Annotated in this window: 18 protein-coding genes, 1 tRNA gene and 1 pseudogene; 8 read left to right on the top strand and 12 right to left on the bottom strand. The window is 60.9% G+C overall.

Translation table 11 applies throughout. From position 1 onward, the window contains the following. From PLZ73_11390 to PLZ73_11380, 3 genes are all read left to right on the top strand, one after another. A partial coding sequence (locus PLZ73_11390) for a phosphomethylpyrimidine synthase ThiC (GenBank protein HOO78475.1) occupies positions 1 to 851 on the top strand: 851 nt, incomplete at its 5' end. Beyond that, positions 848 to 1,330, top strand: a complete 483-nt coding sequence (purE, locus tag PLZ73_11385; protein ID HOO78474.1) for a 5-(carboxyamino)imidazole ribonucleotide mutase — start codon at positions 848 to 850, stop codon at positions 1,328 to 1,330. The genes PLZ73_11390 and purE, both read left to right, overlap by 4 nt. Then, complete coding sequence (locus tag PLZ73_11380; GenBank protein HOO78473.1) at positions 1,327 to 2,007, top strand: phosphoribosylaminoimidazolesuccinocarboxamide synthase; 681 nt, start codon at positions 1,327 to 1,329, stop codon at positions 2,005 to 2,007. The genes purE and PLZ73_11380 overlap by 4 nt, the downstream gene beginning before the upstream one ends. A gap of 122 nt (positions 2,008 to 2,129) precedes the next feature. On the opposite strand, the gene PLZ73_11375 is transcribed toward PLZ73_11380, so the two are convergent. From PLZ73_11375 to PLZ73_11365, 3 genes are read right to left on the bottom strand one after another with little or no spacing between them, the layout of a single operon-like run. Next, positions 2,130 to 2,486: a DMT family protein gene (locus PLZ73_11375; GenBank protein ID HOO78472.1), complete on the bottom strand. Its 357-nt coding sequence runs from the start codon at positions 2,484 to 2,486 to the stop codon at positions 2,130 to 2,132. Between the two features lie 58 nt (positions 2,487 to 2,544). Then, positions 2,545 to 3,492 carry a hypothetical protein gene (locus PLZ73_11370; GenBank protein ID HOO78471.1) on the bottom strand — a complete coding sequence of 316 codons (948 nt, stop codon included), beginning with the start codon at positions 3,490 to 3,492 and terminating at the stop codon, positions 2,545 to 2,547. A gap of 60 nt (positions 3,493 to 3,552) precedes the next feature. Further along, on the bottom strand, positions 3,553 to 4,374 hold the full coding sequence (locus PLZ73_11365; protein HOO78470.1) for an NYN domain-containing protein: 822 nt from the start codon (positions 4,372 to 4,374) through the stop codon (positions 3,553 to 3,555). Positions 4,375 to 4,591: 217 nt separating this feature from the next. Between PLZ73_11365 and PLZ73_11360 the strand changes: the two genes are divergently transcribed. Then, positions 4,592 to 5,377, top strand: a complete 786-nt coding sequence (locus PLZ73_11360; protein ID HOO78469.1) for a hypothetical protein — start codon at positions 4,592 to 4,594, stop codon at positions 5,375 to 5,377. A gap of 17 nt (positions 5,378 to 5,394) precedes the next feature. Here the strand turns inward: PLZ73_11360 and PLZ73_11355 are convergent, their stop codons facing one another. The 4 genes and pseudogenes from PLZ73_11355 to PLZ73_11340 all read right to left on the bottom strand — a co-directional run bounded on the left by PLZ73_11355 (position 5,395) and on the right by PLZ73_11340 (position 9,236). Further along, positions 5,395 to 6,696 carry an alanine racemase gene (locus tag PLZ73_11355; GenBank protein HOO78468.1) on the bottom strand — a complete coding sequence of 434 codons (1,302 nt, stop codon included), beginning with the start codon at positions 6,694 to 6,696 and terminating at the stop codon, positions 5,395 to 5,397. Beyond that, positions 6,693 to 7,919, bottom strand: a complete 1,227-nt coding sequence (locus tag PLZ73_11350; protein ID HOO78467.1) for an ATP-grasp domain-containing protein — start codon at positions 7,917 to 7,919, stop codon at positions 6,693 to 6,695. Before PLZ73_11350 ends, PLZ73_11355 begins: the two co-directional genes overlap by 4 nt. After that, positions 7,906 to 8,871, bottom strand: a complete 966-nt coding sequence (locus PLZ73_11345) for a GNAT family N-acetyltransferase (protein ID HOO78466.1) — start codon at positions 8,869 to 8,871, stop codon at positions 7,906 to 7,908. Before PLZ73_11345 ends, PLZ73_11350 begins: the two co-directional genes overlap by 14 nt. An 11-nt stretch (positions 8,872 to 8,882) precedes the next feature. Beyond that, a pseudogene (locus PLZ73_11340) lies at positions 8,883 to 9,236 on the bottom strand (S-adenosylmethionine decarboxylase). Between the two features lie 681 nt (positions 9,237 to 9,917). Here PLZ73_11340 and PLZ73_11335 point away from each other — a divergent pair. Beyond that, positions 9,918 to 11,324, top strand: coding sequence for a sigma-54 dependent transcriptional regulator (locus PLZ73_11335; protein ID HOO78465.1), 1,407 nt, complete (start codon positions 9,918 to 9,920; stop codon positions 11,322 to 11,324). A gap of 109 nt (positions 11,325 to 11,433) precedes the next feature. Next, entirely contained in the window at positions 11,434 to 11,799 is a 366-nt protein-coding gene (locus PLZ73_11330) for a NifB/NifX family molybdenum-iron cluster-binding protein (GenBank protein ID HOO78464.1), read from the top strand. Between the two features lie 50 nt (positions 11,800 to 11,849). Here PLZ73_11330 and PLZ73_11325 read toward each other — a convergent pair whose 3' ends face one another. From PLZ73_11325 to PLZ73_11315, 3 genes are read right to left on the bottom strand one after another with little or no spacing between them, the layout of a single operon-like run. After that, on the bottom strand, positions 11,850 to 12,257 hold the full coding sequence (locus PLZ73_11325; protein HOO78463.1) for a secondary thiamine-phosphate synthase enzyme YjbQ: 408 nt from the start codon (positions 12,255 to 12,257) through the stop codon (positions 11,850 to 11,852). Positions 12,258 to 12,271: 14 nt separating this feature from the next. After that, positions 12,272 to 13,180, bottom strand: a complete 909-nt coding sequence (rnz, locus tag PLZ73_11320; protein ID HOO78462.1) for a ribonuclease Z — start codon at positions 13,178 to 13,180, stop codon at positions 12,272 to 12,274. A 5-nt stretch (positions 13,181 to 13,185) separates the two neighbouring features. After that, positions 13,186 to 13,665, bottom strand: a complete 480-nt coding sequence (locus PLZ73_11315; GenBank protein HOO78461.1) for a PaaI family thioesterase — start codon at positions 13,663 to 13,665, stop codon at positions 13,186 to 13,188. A 77-nt stretch (positions 13,666 to 13,742) separates the two neighbouring features. Between PLZ73_11315 and PLZ73_11310 the strand changes: the two genes are divergently transcribed. Continuing rightward, positions 13,743 to 14,777: an NAD-dependent epimerase/dehydratase family protein gene (locus tag PLZ73_11310; protein ID HOO78460.1), complete on the top strand. Its 1,035-nt coding sequence runs from the start codon at positions 13,743 to 13,745 to the stop codon at positions 14,775 to 14,777. 91 nt (positions 14,778 to 14,868) lie between these two features. Here the strand turns inward: PLZ73_11310 and PLZ73_11305 are convergent. Continuing rightward, positions 14,869 to 14,941 (bottom strand) — tRNA-Phe (locus PLZ73_11305). Between the two features lie 164 nt (positions 14,942 to 15,105). Between PLZ73_11305 and PLZ73_11300 the strand changes: the two genes are divergently transcribed. Further along, complete coding sequence (locus tag PLZ73_11300; GenBank protein HOO78459.1) at positions 15,106 to 16,641, top strand: hypothetical protein; 1,536 nt, start codon at positions 15,106 to 15,108, stop codon at positions 16,639 to 16,641. On the opposite strand, the gene PLZ73_11295 is transcribed toward PLZ73_11300, so the two are convergent. Beyond that, on the bottom strand, positions 16,605 to 16,912 hold a 308-nt coding region (locus PLZ73_11295; protein HOO78458.1), incomplete at its 5' end, for a hypothetical protein. The genes PLZ73_11300 and PLZ73_11295 overlap by 37 nt on opposite strands.

Here is a 16,912-nt window from a genome sequence, read left to right as displayed (position 1 = left end):
GCGTCGATTACGTCACCATTCACGCCGGATTGCTGAAAAAACACATCGACCTGGCGGCGCGTCGGAAGGCCGGTATCGTTTCCCGGGGCGGAGCGATCATGGCCAACTGGTGCCTGGAACATGGCCGGGAAAATTTCCTTTTCACCCGTTTCCCCGAAATCTGCGAAATCCTGGCCGCTTACGACACGGCGGTTTCTCTGGGAGACGGGATGAGGCCGGGCGCGGTCGCCGACGCCAACGACGAAGCCCAGTTCGCGGAACTGCGCACCTTGGGGGAACTGGCCCGCATCGCCGGGGAGCACGGAGTTCAGGTCATGATCGAAGGTCCCGGCCACGTCCCCATGCACCTGATCCGGGAAAACATGGACATGCAGACCAGGTTTTGCGGAGAAGCGCCCTTCTACACCCTGGGGCCGGTAGTGACGGATATCGCCCCCGGATACGATCATATGACCTCCATGATCGGCGCGGCCATGATCGGCTGGTACGGGTGCGCGATGCTCTGCTATGTCACCCCGCGCGAACACCTGGGCCTGCCGGGGCGCGAGGATGTCCGGGAAGGCATCGTCGCTTATAAGATCGCGGCCCACGCCGCCGATCTGGCCCGAGGGCACCCGGCGGCCCGGGCCCGCGACGACGCCATGGCCAAGGCCCGATACGAATTCCGCTGGGACGACCAAGTAGCCCTGGGCCTCGACCCGGAACGGGCGGCGGAGTACCGCGGGGCCGGAGAGGAAGCGGGAAGCGGTCTGCCCGCGCGCTACTGCGGCATGTGCGGGCCTTCGTTCTGCGCGATGAAACTGTCCCACGATCTCTGCCGGCAACCGTCGGCGCGGGAGCGGGAACCATGATGGCGGCCGTAGCCGTCGTGGCGGCCAGCCGTTCCGATCTGCCCGTGATGAGGGAGACGTGCCTGGCGCTGAGGGAGATGGGCGTCCCTTTCCGTCTGAAAATTCTCTCCGCCCACCGTCACCCCGACGCGGTCGCGCGGTTCGCCGAAAAGGCCCGGGAAGAAGGAGTGCGGGTTATCGTCGCCGGCGCCGGAGGCGCCGCGCACCTGGCCGGGGCCATCGCCGCCCGGACCGTTATCCCGGTCATCGGCGTCCCCTTGGTTTCCGGACCCCTAGGCGGCGTTGACGCTTTTTTTTCGACCCTGCAGATGCCGGCGGGGGTCCCGGTGGCAACCATGTCGGTGGGCCGACCCGGAGCCGTCAACGCCGCCATCCTGGCGGCGAGGATTCTGGCCGCGCAAGACGCCCCCGCCCCCGGAACGGTTTCCGCACCGACCGGACCAGCCGCTCCGGCAACACCTCGGACCCGCAGAAAATGACGGCCGCGGCGGTTTACCGAGGCAAGACCAAGTCGGTCGGTCCCGGAACCGAACCGGACACCCTCGAGGTCCGCTACCTGGATCATGTCCTGGGCGAAAACGGAGTCATCGACCCCGGCGCCGACCGCGTTCTCCTTTCCCTACCGGGCAAAGGCGTAAAAACCGCCGAGGCCGCCGCGCGTATTCTTGCCCGGTTGGAGGGGGCGGGGATCAAGACTCATTTCCTGAGGCGTCTGGCCGACGACGTGCTGTTGGTGCGGCGGGCGCGGCGGTTCCCCCTCGAAATCGTGGTCCGCAACCGTGCGTGGGGAAGTTATCTGCGCCGGCATCCCCGGGCCCTTCCCCTCTCCTTCCTGAACGGATTGACCGAGTGTTTTTATAAATGCGACGAGGAAGGCGACCCCCTCACCTCCTTCGACGAGGCGGTGACCCGGCAGTGGATTCCCCGCGGGCGGGTGGAGACGGTCGTCGACCTCGCGCGCCGCATCAACGAACTGTTGCTCGTCGACTACGACATAGTCGATTTCAAAGTGGAATTCGGGTTGATCGCCGGCGAGGTGGCCGTCATCGACGAACTCTCCGCCGACAGCATGCGCCTCGGATGCGACGGCGGGGTTTTGGGGTATGAAGCGACGATGAACCTCCTGGCCGCGCCTTCCGGGAAATCCCGGGAATAATCCTCGTCTCCCGTTTTCCCGCCGGCCGTCTCGCCGATAAGCCCTGCGGGCGGAGGTGCGCCCGCGGTTCCGCGGCCGATCTTCGCTCGAACCGGCCCCGCCGCCGGGGAAACGGGAACGCTTCAGGCGCCCAGCAGGCGGCCGCGGAAAAGGAAAAACACCGCGCCCAGCAGGCAGAGCCCCGCCCAGAGATAATCGAGAGAAAGCCGCTCTTTCATGTAGACGATCGAAAAAGGGACGAACACCGACAACGTGACGATCTCCTGAAGTATCTTCAATTGCCCCACCGACATGACCTGGTGCCCGACCCGGTTGGCGGGAACCTGGATCAGGTACTCGAAGAGGGCGATTCCCCAACTGACCAGGGCCGCCACGATCCAGGGCCTTTGCGCGAGGTTGCGCAGGTGCCCGTACCAGGCAAAGAGCATGAACACGTTGCTGTAGCCCAACAGGATCGCGGTCGCCAGATATCGATTCATGTTTTTCTCCTTCGCACGGATATGGGTCGGAATCAAACGTTGGGGGAGGTGACGGCGGCTAGTAAAAAGTGGTGCGGTACACCGGCTGGAAAAGTTCGGTTCGGCGGCGGCAGACGCCGCCGAAGATGCAGCTCGGGCAGTCCGGTTCGGTCATTTCCGGGCAGGAACGCCGGGCCCGGAAAAGGAGAGCGTCCACCTGGCCCACGGAGCGCCCCGAAACGGCGATCATTTCCCTGACCGCTTCCCAGACCAGCTTCCTCAGCAGGAACTCCTCTTCTCCGGAAACGAATGTCCGGGCGGCGAGCTTGGCCGACAGGTCCCGGTCGCGCACCTCGACCAGACCCAGGCGCAGAGCGCATCTGAGGTTATGGTAATCGACGATGGGAGACCAATGCCGTGAATCGGCTGCGCTTAAAAACCGTTCGGGCCGATTGGAGAGAATCAGGGCCAGAAGCAGAATTTTTTTTCGAAAGGGGTCCTCCCGATAACCCGTCAACGAACCGGCCAGGTCCAAAAATGTTTTCAGGGGATCGGGGGAGGAGTTCGCCGCCGCCAGGAGCGCCCCCGGGCGGAGGCCGCGGGCGACTATGTCGGCGCCGTATCCCCGAGCCAAACGCCCGTGAGTCGACAAGAGCGGAAGCGGGCAGATCCCGGAATCGTCGGCCAGCAGTTCCGCCAACCGCCCATCGGTAATCCGGCTCTGAACGCGCGGGAGCAGAAAATCAGGCTCGCGCCGGGCCGCCCGGGCGAATGCGCCGAAAAGGAAATCCGATCCTTTTCTCTCCTCCCCTTCCAGAACGGCGTACATCGGCCGGGTGTATTTATTCCCGTCGTCGTACCAGAAGCCGTATTGATGAAGCGTAACCGCAAAGAAATAATCCGGCGCCGTCGGATCCCCTTCCGGGGGGAAAAGGCCGGAACAGTAGTCGATGGAAGGGAGGTCGGGAAGGGAGGCCAGAACGGCGGCGGTCCTCTTCAGCTGCTCTTTATCGATGACTGCCGGCATGGTTCGTCAATAATTTCGGCAGGGGGCACCGCCGAAGAGCGCGCGGCGGCCCCCCGACCTTCAGACGGCGTGACAGCTCTTGATGATGAACCCGCCCGACTTTTCATCGCGCTCCAACTCCAGGATCCCGGCCGCCTCGGCCTCCTCCAAGAGTTGCCCGAAGGACCGGAACCCGTAATACGACTCGCTGAATCCGGGTTTGCGGCGCTTGAGCGTCTGCTTGATCATGGAACCCCAGATGTTCTCCCCCTCCCCCCGCTCCTCCACCAGCGCCTCGTACGTCTCCACGATCAGGTCCCACGCTTCCCTTTTTTTGTTGTCGGATGGGGAAACAGTTTTCGTTTCCCGGCCGCGGACGGTCTTGCGCCCGTTGGCGGCGGTACGGGATCGGGTCCGGGATCGGGTTTTCCTGACCAGATCGTCGTAGTGAATGAACTCGTCGCAATTGGCGATGAGGAGATCGGAGGTGGAGTTTTTAACCCCGACACCGATTACGGTCTTATTGTTCTCCCGGAGCTTGCTGACCAGGGGGGAAAAATCCGAATCCCCGCTGATGATGACGAAGGTATCCACATGCTCCTTGGTGTAACAGAGATCGAGGGCGTCCACAACCATGCGGATATCGGCGGAGTTTTTCCCCGATTGGCGCAGGTGGGGAATCTCGATCAGCTCGAAGGAAGCTTCGTGCATCGCCGGCTTGAATTCCTTATAGCGCGCCCAATCGCAATAAGCTTTCTTGACGACGATGTTCCCCTTGAGCAGTAACCTCTCCAATATCTTACCGATATCGAACTGGTCGTAATTGGCGTCGCGCACGCCCAGCGCGATATTCTCGAAATCGCAGAAGAGGGCCATATTCCTGGTCTCAGCGGTATGGGTCATGAGTTTTCTCCCGTTGCCGGCGACCGGAAGCCACGCCGGCGATTCCGTTCTTTGCAGTTGAGCCTACCACCGCCGCCGGCGCCAGTCAACGGGCGCGGCGAAGGGCGCGCGGCGAGTCGGAGCACGAATCCGCCCGCGGACCCGGGCCCCTGCCGGCCTTCTTTACCGAGGGCGCCCGTTATGGTAGACTCGTATAAGACCGTACCTAGGAGGAGTCATGAATTTCGATGAAGCCGTCCGCGATTTGGGGGAGCGCTTCGACCGGGCGCTCCGGGAAAGCCCGTTTTGGAAGCCGATCTGCTGGCTGAACGAGCAGTTCGGGAAGCGGGGCCCGATCCGGCTCTGGCTGGTAGGGGGTACCATCCGGGATTTCGTCCTGGAAACTTCGAATATGATCGTCGACGTCGATCTCATGGTCGAAAACTGCCCTTCCATGGAGGTCCTCGACGAAGTCATCTCCGCCGGGGGAACCGTCAAGCGCAATATGATGGGCGGCTTCAAGTGGTATCCTTCGCCCGACATAGCCGGAAGCGGAGCCGAAATCGAGATCGACATCTGGCGTTTGGAAGAATCGATCGAACCGGGAGACGAGCCGACTCCGGAGATGGGGGTTTCCCGCTTCGATCTCACCATCAACGCGGTCGGCTGGGATATCGAGGGGCGCCGCTTCATCAACCCTCTGGGCGGCCTCGAAAGCATCCTGGACGAGCGGCGGGACCAACCCATGGAGCTGCTGACGGAAAAAATCAAACCGGGAAACTCCGGCCGTTTGATCCTGCGCGCCATCAAGTACAGCCCCAAACTGGGAATACCGCTCGGGGAAAAAACCAGAAAATGGATCCGGAGCAATGAAAGCGAGCTCGATTCGCTTTCGCCCGAAAAGATCCGCTACGTTTTCCGGGCCATCGACTACGGGGCCATCCGGGGCAAAATCGAGGAATGCTGCGACGACCTGCTCTCCCCCGCGTACTCCGCCAAGGTCAAGAATGCCCTTTTCGGTTGATCCCGCCGGCGGCGGGGTTATCCGGCCAAGGAACGCACGACGGGGACCGGTTTAATAAAATGCTGCCGGAGGCTGTAGGTATATGCCCCCTGGTCGGGAACGAGAAGTACGTCACCGGGCTCGATCCCCTCTCCCCAATAGCTGTACCCCCAAAAATCATGAGGCGTACAGAGAGACCCGACGACCTGACAACGGTTTTCCCGTAACGCCGGCCGGGTGAGGTTGAGCACCGGGACGTAGTCGCTCTCGAACCGCTCCCACCCGACTGCGTTGGTGCCGCCGTCGGTGATGGCCAGATCCGGCCCCTTTCGGTCGACCACGCGCAGGAGGATATGCATGGCTTCATGGCAAACCCACCGCCCCGGCTCCAGGCAGATCCGACACCGGCCGGTTTTGAAGATCTCCTTTTCGACCGCCTGCCCCAGGTCCCGGGCAAAGGTCCCGATCCCGGCCGCGGCCTTGTAGAACGGGGCGGGACCGGTCTCGATGGTTTCTTCCAGCAATTCTCCCAAGCGGCCGGCGAAGGCGGCACCCGGTTGAATCCATTCGCCCCAGGGCGGCCAGAACCCTCCCCCGATGTCCAGAAACGTGACCCTCCTCCGCAGGTCGGCGCCCCAGGATGCCAGTTCCCGTCCGATCGCCTCCAGGGTCGCTATCTGAGCCCGGGGATCGAGGTTCCAGCTGGAATGAAATTGCAGCCCGCGAAGGTCGATCCCGGGGAGGGAAACGCCGCGGGTCCAGAACGCGCCGAGTTCCTCCAGCGGTATCCCGAATTTTTTCCACGCACTGCCCGGAGGCGTCACCCGGACGCCGGCCCGGATGACGGTTTTTCGCAGCGCAGCCGAAGCCGCAAGGCGTTCCAGTTCGCCGAAACTATCCATAAGCACGGTCACCCGATCCGCGTGGGCCAAGGCCAGTTCGTGCTCTTCCCCGGTCTTGCCCGGGCCGCTGAAGACGATATCGGCGACCCCCAGGGTCAGCGCGGTCTCCAGTTCGACTCCGCTGGAGACATCGACGCCGAACCCGGCTTCCTCATGAAGCGTTCCGGCTATTCCGGGATAGTTGTTGCTCTTCATCGCGTAATAAACGCTCAATTCCGGAAAAACGGCCGCAAATGCCGTTTGCAATTCCCGGGCGCGGCGGAGCAGCGCGGCCGGATCGAACACGTAGAGGGGAGTGGGGGTCGCTTCCGCCAGCGCCAGGAACTCTTCCCGGCGCCGAAAGAAACGATCGACATAGGTGTTCAGAAGTTCCGGCGGAAGCGTGCTGCCGGGGTTCTCCAAACGCTCGCGTACCGCCCGCAGGATCCGTTCGCTCATTCCGCCCTCAGAGTCACTTCGAGACGTTGTTCCAACTGACGATTCTGCCTTTCCACCGGTATTCCCGGGTCGGGCCGATAGGCGGCATACGCCAGCGTCCAGGTGTCGTAATCCCGGGGAGGGAGCTCGATCCTGGTTCCGGGACGGCGAAGCGGTTCGACCGCACGGACCCGCCGATCGGCTGCCAGTCCCGAGACATCGAGCGTTTCCAGAATCCCCGGACGCCGGGCCAGCAGGCAGAGCCCGATCATATGGGGCGGGACGGTGGGGAAGCGGGGAGGAACCAGGCCTTCGGCATGATCGAATGCCAGGGTAACGGTGTCCAAATCCACGGCGGCGCGGAGAAGAAACGGGAGGCAGGAGCCGCCGGGGCGCGGGGCCAGTTCGAGCAGGACCGGACCCTCCGGGCCCACGATAAAATCAAGCATGCAGATTCCCCGGCCGATCCCCACTACGGATGCGGCCCGGGCGGCCAAAGGAGCGAGCGCCTCTTCCCGACAAGCTTCGGGAAGAACCGAACCCAACTCATAGGCCCAGGCGGTCCCGAAAGCTTCGCCGGGATAGAGATGTTTGCGGGTGACCCGGACGATCGCGGCCTTCCCCTCTTTCATTAAAAAATCGCAGCTGTATTCTTCGCCTTCGATCACCTCTTCGGCCAACACCCGTTTTCCCGGAAGCCGCCGGCGATATTCCTGAAATGCCGCACGGCAGTCGGTCTCGTCTTCGACCTTGAAAACCAACTCGCTGCCGGTTCCCCCCAGGGGCTTGAGAACGCAGCGGCCTCCCGTCAGTTCCATGAAGGAGAGTGCCTCGGCGAACTCGGCCACCGGAAGACAACGGGGACAGCGGATGCCGGCTGCCTCCCAGAGTCTTTTTGACGCCAGTTTGCTGCGGCAGTTCCTCACGGCCTCGGGATCGTGGTATTCCAGACCCAGTCGGAGGGCGAGATGGGCGGCGGCTTCCAGGTATTCGCAATCGTAAGCGACTACGCCCGCCGCCTTCAGGCCATGTCGCAGCAGGTGTTCCTTCAGCATGTCGGAGGTACGATCGAGATCGTCAGGGGCGCAGAGGAGTTCCTCGTCGGGTTCGGGGCGCGGCTCCCATGCTTTTTCCCGCAAGCCCGGAAGGGTGAGATACAGACCCCGGCCCGGACGAGCCCGCCGCAACCAATCGATGTAATCGGGAGTGGTGCCGACCACCAGAACTCGATTAGGCCGGTTCATCCGGAGTCCCGTTCGCGGGAGAAGCCGACGCACCCATGTCGGCGGGCGCCTGAATCTGGTAGAGCTGCTGCCCGGATAAGCGGAAACGCTGTTTCCAACCGAAATCGCCGCAGAGAAAATCCAGAGATTCGAACCGTTCCTTGCAAGCGATCTCGATATGAAGAAAATTGATCAGCTTGGCGACGCCCAAGAATTCCGGGTTGGTTCCCCCGGCCATAACGGTATACCGGTTTCGCCAGACCGCTCCCAAATCCACGGCGGCGACGACGCCGCCGATCAAAACCGTCGTCACCCGCAGGATCTCGCGGCAGCGCAACCACTCCACCAGCCGGTTAAATCCGCCTAGAAACCTGGGATCGGCGAAATAGGATTCCGTTCCGAAGGCCTCCAGATTCAAGCGAAGAAGCTCGTCGACGTCCTCCCACCGGTTCCAGCGATAGCTCACTCCTTTTTCTTTCAGCGATTCCGTCTCCCGATCCAGACGCTTCAGCGATTTTCGAGGGAAAGCTTCCCGGTATTCGTCGAAAGAGCACCCGTACCGGCCGGGATAGAAAAGGTAGCGAACCTCGTCTTCCTCGGCTTCTTGAAAATCGGGAGGGAGGCATTCGGCATGGAGATACCGAAAATTCCCCGGGGTCGGAACCTCGCTCAGGATCTCGGAAAGCACCTGCCTATCCCGCGCGAATATCCGGTTGCCTTCCAACCAGGTCTTGCCGTGCCAGGTTTCGCCGGGGAAAAAAGCGGCGCCGCCGGTCTCCTCAATCTCGCTCAGGGGCAACAAAGCGATCAATTCGCCGGAGGGAGTTTCGGCATACATAAACCGCGGGCGCCGGCCATACGACTCCTGAAAACACCGGCGTACTTCCCAGAGATCGAAGAGATTGGCGTCGCCTCCGGGCAGCCGCATCCACAGCTGTTCGCACAGCTGGAGGTCTGCGCTGATTTTAATCATGCGAGCCCGGGTCAGCGCCTGAACACGACTTGGATGTTGGCCTCAATGCCCTCGAAATACTTGAGCGCAAACCGGCGCACCAACTCCGGGTTGTACGGCTTGCAGCTGAAGACATCGAGATAGACGGCGTTGCTCTGATTGGCGAAATGCGCCGAAATAAGCGAAGTTTCGATGAGTTGAACCATGGAATACCCGGCGACACGTTCGTCCTCGCCGAAATGAACCACCTGGGTTTCCCCGAACCGCTTCATTTCGATCAGATCGCACAGTTCGACGACGAACTTTTTAATGGCCTCGGCGTCTCGGATAAGCTCGGGGTTGCAGCCGTAAATGTCGATAGCGGCGGCCAGCCCCCAAACCCCTTCCGCTTTGGCCTGCTCCATCAAAACGCGACCGTCTTCAATGCTATCGATGCGTTTGACATCAGGCTCCGCGGTGAACTCCAGATAGTCATTGATCATTGATGACTCTCCATCATCTTCATAGAACCGTTCACGCCGATTCGGCCGCTTCCGGTTCCGGGTTTGCCGTTTCCGCGATCCTCGCCCAAAATCATCGTGGTCGCCGCTCGACCCGGAGAGTTCGAATTCCTCTCCCGATCTGCCGCTTCTTCCCTTCATGGTTTCTAACCTCATCATTCGGTCCGCTTTCCCTTCGCCAGTTTGGCGGCGGTTTACTGCCACCCAAATTTGAGCAATTAATATGCCAATTGCCTTGGTCGTGGTTATTTTCGACGTTCACGGGGTTTGATTTCGCCGATATAGTGGACCGCTTACGGTTATTAATGTGCCGTTTGAATCTCGAGCCGACTCGCCGATAACCGTTTTTCCTCCAGAGTTCCGCGGTCGATACCGAATATTGAGATTCTGCCGATCATTTTCGGCAAATTCATGCCGTATCCGGCGAATAACGGCATTGTTATTCCGAAGACGCGGTGTTCTCGGCACGGTCTTGGGGAAATAGCTCTTGACCGCGTCCGCGGGAAAGAGCATTGTGGTTACCGTCGCGGAAGATTTCAGTACGTGATTGCCGATTAAGGTGACACCATGCTTATCCGCCTCAGTCTCTGCATCTCGGAAAAAGAACTCCAAGATAAACTTCGGAACTCGCTGGCCGAGTCGGATGTGATGCTGGAGTCTTTCGGCCACCACCGCTCCCCCTGGCAGAAAGTAATCCGCAGCTGCGCGGACATTATCGTCATCAGCGAAAGCCTGCTTCCCCAGCCGTTGGAAATGGGGATAGCCATGCTCAACGAACTTCCGGAAAATCCCACCACCATCATCATTCACGACGACAGTTCTTCGGAAGGTCAGGCCCGGTTGGTGGCGGCCGGGGCCGATCTGGCCATCTATTCCGGGGTTTCGCTGCCCAATATCTCCAACGCCATCCAATCCGTGATCGAGTCCAGGGTTCAATACGCCATCAAGACCACCGGCAGCGCCAACCGCGAATTCAGACCCAAGCTCTCCGATTTCTCCTCGAACAGCGACACCATGCGCGTCTTCATGCAGGAAGTCACCCAGTTCATCCCCAGCAACGCCCCGCTTCTGCTTCTGGGCGAAACCGGTGTCGGCAAGGAACATCTGGCCCGGGCCATCCATTCCGAAAGTCCCCGGTCGGGCGGCCCTTTCGTTACCGTCAACACCGCCGCTCTGCCCGAGCAGTTGCTGGAGAGCGAACTGTTCGGCCACACTCAAGGGGCCTTCACCGGAGCCGCGCGGTCCCGGCGCGGCGCCTTCGAGCTGGCCCACCATGGGACCATCTTTCTGGACGAAATCGGCGAGATGCCCTTGCACCTGCAGGCGAAACTCCTGCGCACGCTCCAGGATTACGAAGTCAAGCCGCTGGGCAGCGAAAAGCCGATCTGGGTGGACGTCCGGGTGATCGCCGCCAGCAACCGCGACCTGGAAGAAGAGATCAACCAGAATAATTTCAGGAAGGATCTTTTCTACCGTCTCAGCGTCATCTCCCTGACCATCCCCCCTCTACGCCAGCGGCGGGAGGACATCCCCGGAATCGCCCAGAATTTTCTGGAGCGCCAGCAGCTTCAGCATGGATACGAGGTGGAAGCCATCTCCGAGGAAGCCATGGAGGCGCTCTGCCGTTACGATTGGCCGGGAAACGTTCGGGAACTATTCAACGTCCTGGAGCGGGCCATCCTCCTCTGCGAAGGGATCGAGATCACCATCGCCGACCTGCCGCAGATATTCAGAAGCGCCACGCTTCTGGAACCGTTGTTCCCTTACGGAACCGATACTTCTTCCTGGAGCGGGAAAACCTTGAATCGGGTGCTCAACGAGACACAGGGACTCGTCGAACAGGCGTACCTGGAATCGGTTCTCCGGGAGACCAAGGGGAGGCTGGGAGCGGCCGCGCAACGGGCCGGGATCAGTTCCAGGAGCCTTTACAACAAAATGAAAAAATTGGGATTGCGCAAGGAACGGTACCGTTAGCGCACCGAACGCTCCGAAAACGAACTCGAACATTCGGGCCGATGAAAACGGACGAACCCGCGTTTCGGGAATGTCATTGTTCTTACCGCGGCCCGGGGAGGAACGTCCCATGATCGTCGCCGTAGCGGTAGCCGCGGACTGTGGAATAAATACCGACATGGCGGCCCGATTCGGGCGCGCCTCGGGTTTTCTCCTCTGCGACACCGAAACCGGGAGACATTCATTCCTTCCCAACGACCAGAACCTGAACGCGCCCCAAGGCGCCGGAATTCAAGCCGCGCGCCACGTGGTCGAGAGTGGGGCTGAAGCCGTCGTCGCCCGGCATTGCGGGCCGAAAGCGTTCCGGACCCTGGAGGCGGCGGGAATCCCGGTTTACCTTTCACAAGCATCGACCGCGGCCGAAGCTCTCGCGGAACGAGAAGCCGGGATCTGGAAACGTCAAGATGCCCCCGATCAGGAGGGACATTGGATCTGACCTGCCACCGGCGGCGGCGGCCTTCCGCACCCGGAGCCGGGTCGGGGAGATCAAGCCGAAACGGAACCCCGAACGGTCTTGACCAGAACGCGCCGGGTGCGGGGGCCGTCGAATTCGCAGAAATAAATTCCCTGCCACCTCCCCAGATGAAGAAGCCCCTTTTCCACGATCAGCGAAACGGAGGAACCGGTCAGAACCGCTTTGGCGTGGGCGTCGGCATTGCCCTCGATATGCCGATAGGCGGCGTTCGGGGGAGCAAATCGAATCAACAGCTCCCGAACGTCGGCCTGAACCGACGGATCGGCATTCTCGTTGATCATGACACCGGCCGTGGTATGCGGGATGTAAACGACGCAGATACCGGATTCGATTCCGGATGCCCGCACCAGTCCGGATACCTCCTCGGTGATTTCTATAAATTCTTCGCGGGAGCGGGTCTCGACCGTAAATTCCGGCATGTCGTGACTTCCTCCTACTCTTCCTGGCGGAAAGCTATCTCGTAGACATCCAGGTCCCGAGCCACCCTGGTTTCGGGGAATACTTCCCTCGCCTGGCTTACGAACGTGCTTATATCCTGATAGCGGGGGCTGATGTGAGTGAGGAGAAGGCGGGAAACTCCGGCCGAAGCCGCCATCGTGGCCGCTTCCCGGGCCGTGGAATGCCGACGGCGAACGGCTTCATCCGCCAATTCGTCGTCGAACATGGCATCGTGAATCAGGAGATCGGCACCCCGGGCGAAATCGACCCCTTCACGGCAGGGCCTGGTATCGACCATGTACACGAACTTCCTTCCGGGACGGGGAGAGCCCAGGACCTGTTCGGGCAAAACCGTCGTATCGGAGGGAGTAACGACAGGGGCGCCTTCCTGCAGGCGTTTGAACAAAGGCCCGGGGGGGACGCCGAGTCTCTCCGCGGCAGCTACATCGAAACGGCCGGGGCGCGGTTTCTCCACCAGGCGGTAAGCCAGGGTCGGAACCCGATGCTCGACGGGAACGGCCTCCAGGCTGTACTGCCGGTTATCGAGCAGGACCCCTCCTTCGGTTTCCCTCACCTCCAGGGGATAGGGAACGCCGAACCGCAGAAACCGCCGGGTGAGCCGGACATACTCGGCCAAGCCCGGCGGCCCGTAGATGGTAAACGGTTCCGTCCTCTCCCCCAACCCCATCGTCATCAAAATCCCGGGGATTCCCAGGACATGATCTCCATGGAGGTGGGTGATGAAAGCCGCTTTCAACCGAGCCCAGCCCAATCGGGAACGGGCCAACTGCAACTGCATGGCTTCTCCGCAATCGAAGAGGAACATTTCCCCTTCGCGCAGCAGGACCGCCGAGGAAGTCATCCGCCTCGACGTGGGAAAGGCTCCTCCGCTTCCTAAAAACACTACCCTCACGGCAGAAACTTCTCGTAACCGGGATAGTGGAGCTTTTCGGCGGCCTGGGCCGGTTTCAGGCAGAAATAGGTGACGACCCCCTCGGAACAGATCCTATCGCTGTGGTCATGAATTCTTCCCCATATCCGAGCCAGGTTGCGCCGGACGCCTTCGACGCCGGCATAGATCGCAATCGGACCCTCGCCCAGCGGAACTGCGTGACGGTATCGAATTTCCATACGGGAAGTGACCCCGCCGGTTCGAAGTTTGACGAATACCGTCCAGCAGGCGATTTCATCCAGCAGTGCCGCCTGGATTCCTCCGTGAAGCACGTTCAGGTATCCCTGAAAATAAGAAGCCGGGTCCCAGGTGGAAACCACTGTTTCCCCCTCCTCCCTGAATTCCATTTTCAAGCCCTGGAGGTTGTCCGGACTGCAGCCGAAGCAATTATATCCGGGAATTCCCCGGAACGGGTTGGCGATCGGTCGTTCCGTCATTTTCAGTCGATCCGTTTATGTGCTATGGTGAAAATTTATCGGACCATGCCTGCAAAGGATAACCCGGAATCGTACGGATGGGCAAGACTCCAGGAAAAAAGAGAGTTCTGATTACCGGCGCCAGCGGTTTCATCGGCTCCCATGTCCTGCGCCGGTTCCATGGGGCCGAGGAATGGGACGCGGTGGGAATGATCCGCCCGACTTCCGACCTGAAAAGAGTACTCGACGCGGATTACGCGTTCGTACGCTGTTCGCTTCCCGATCTGCCCCGGGGAACGTTGACCGGGTTCGACACCGTGGTCCATGTAGCCGGGCTTTCCTCGGATTGGGGGCGCTACCGGGATTTTCGGCGCGCCAACCTCGAGGGTTCCCTGGCTCTCTTCGAGGAAGCCGTGAACGCCGGAGTAAGCCGTTTCATCCATTTCAGCTCGGTGGTCGTCTATGGATTTCACGGATACCGGGGGTTGGCCGAGGACTGCCCCTCCCGGCCTTTCGAAAACCCCTACTGTATCTCCAAGACCGAGACCGAAGCGCGGCTGCTGAAAGGCAAGGATTCGCTGAAGTTGATCATTCTCAGACCTTCCAACGTCTACGGGCCTCAAGATTTTTCGATGACGTACCCGCTTTTCCGAGCCCTGGAGCGCGGCATGAGCTTCTTCCCCGACGGGGGCCGGCACCTGACTTCCCCCTGCTATGTGGGCAATCTTGTCGAAGCCGTGATCAGCGCGGCGGCGGCGGAGCCCCCGAGCGGGCGGGCCTACAACGTCACCGACGGCCGGGACATGACCTGGGCCGAGTTTCTGGCCCTGGCCGCGAAGGTGCTGGGGGTGAAACCGCCCGGGCGCTCGCTTCCTTCAGGAGCGCTTTTCGCGGTCGGGACCATTCTGGAAAAGCTGTTCGCTTGCGCCGGAGCCGCCGCCCCTCCCCTGATAACCCGATACCGGATAGCTCAGGTTATGAAGGATTACAGCTTCAGTATCGAACGGGCGCGCCGGGAGCTGGGGTATTCGCCGGTTTTTTCGACCCGTAACGGCCTGGAACTGTCCGGAGCCTGGTATCGGAGCACGTGTCCGCCGCACAAAAAACGACCTCGGCGCGGAACTCTTCGGTGAGAACAGGGAAGATGTTGTATATTATAAAAGAAGATACTTCGGAAACAGAACGTCGACCGCTGGCGGATCCAGGCCGGCGGGAACGGCGACATGGCGAGGGGCGGAATCGAACCGTCGACACAGGGATTTTCAGTCCCCTGCTCTACCGACTGAGCTACCTCGCCGGTAGCCATGAAGTTACGAAGAATCCATGGCCGTGAGCAAATATACAGAGCCGATGAGTGTTTGCAATAAAAAAATGCCCCGCAGACTCTTTCTCCTCATTTCCCTGTCCGCCGTCTTTTTCTCGTGGTCTTCGCTCACGGGTCGCGCGGAGGTTTTCACGGTCATGGCCGCCAACCTGACCAGCGGGGGCCATCAGGCCTACCAGGAATCGGGTATGAACATCATGAAAGGCCTGCAGCCCGATATCGTGCTCATCCAGGAATTCAACTATGAAGATGGCTCCATCGATTCCTTCGTCGACGACGTCTTCGGGGAGGAATTCCAATATTACCGGGAAAGCCGGGAAAGCCTTCCCAACGGCATCATCAGCCGCTTCCCCATCCTGAGCGCGGGGCAGTGGAACGATTCCGCGGTCAGCGACCGGGATTTCGTGTGGGCGGTGATCGACATTCCGGGGGAAAAAAATCTCCAAGCCGTCAGCGTCCACCTCAAGGCGGGGACTTCTTCGGCCGACGCCGACACCCGCGAAAATCAGGCCAAAGCGCTTGAATCCTACGTGGCCGCCAATTTCAACCCCGACGACTATATTTTGGTCGGCGGCGATCTCAACGTCCAGAACCGCTCCGAGAACGCGCTGGTCGCTTTCAACCACTTTCTCAGCGTCAGCGGCCATATCCCGGTGGATACGACCGGGAACTCCAACACCAATCGGGATCGGACGAAACCTTACGACTGGCTGATGCCCAACAATCTTCTGGAGGCGCGCCATACCGAGGTCTCCATCGACGATGTTTGGACGATGAGCGAAGGCCTCGTATTCGACTCCTGGACCTATTCCCCCCTTCCTCCGCCGGTGGAAAAAGGCGATTCCAAAGCCACGGACATGCAGCATATGGCGGTGCTCAAAGCTTACGCCATTCCCACTCCTCAACCGACCCCCACGCCGGACTCCCTATCTCCGATAAACTCCGGGGATTACGACGGGGACGGCTCCAGCGACATTGCGGTCTTCCGCCCGGAAAGCGGCCGTTGGCTGGTCCGGGGAATCACTACCGCCTACTTCGGGAACCGCAACGATATCCCGGTCTCCGGCGATTACGACGGAGACAAAACCGCGGAGCTGGGCGTATTCCGTTCGCCGGCCGGCCTCTGGCTGATACGGGGGTTGACCAGAACTTACTTCGGAACCGATGGAGACCGCCCCGTCCCCGCGGACTACGACGCGGACGGAACCTGCGATATCGCCCTTTTCCGGCCGGGCAACGGGATCTGGGCGGTGCGGGGGACCAGCCGTTTTTATTTCGGAACCGACGCCGACCTGCCCGCGCCGGGAAACTGGGCCGGAGGAACCGGGGCCGAAGCCGCCGTCTTCCGGCGCGGGTCGGCGCTCTGGATCGTCCGTGAAAGCACGCGTTTCTACTTCGGGAACACCGGCGACCGGCCCCTCATCGGGGATTTCGGGGGCACCGGATACACTCAAGCCGCCATCTACCGTTCGGCTTACGGTCTTTGGACGGTTCGGGCCCAAACCCGGTATTATTTCGGGGGAAATCCCCTCGACTTCCCCGTCCCCGCCGATTTCAACGGCGACGGCACCGCCGGCGCCGCGGTTTTCCGCCCCGGCCAGGGTTTATGGGCGCTGCGGGCTTTGAGCCGGATCTATTACGGCCGCGATGGGGACCTCCCGGTCACAAAATAGCCTCCGTCATCCGAAATTATTTTCCCCGATTCCTTGCGGACTTTCCTCTCTTCGTAGTACATTAAGTAGGAAGGTCTCTTATTTTCACTGTTAACGCTAATCTCCGGCGGCACGGACGGGGGAATAATGAAGACGAGCTCTTTCCTCGCGGCGGTCCTAACAACGGGCGTATTGTCGGCAGTGGCTGCGGGTTCCGCAAGCGCGGACACCATCAAAATCATGTCCGCCAACCTGCCGGGGTCAGGCGTCCAGTACGGGGGCGCGGCCGACA

It is taken from the genome of bacterium (genome assembly GCA_035380285.1).
GTDB lineage: Bacteria > Auribacterota > Erginobacteria > Erginobacterales > DAOSXE01 > DAOSXE01.
Note: the sequence above shows the minus strand (reverse complement) of the source record. Positions and strands in the feature narration are given on the sequence as shown.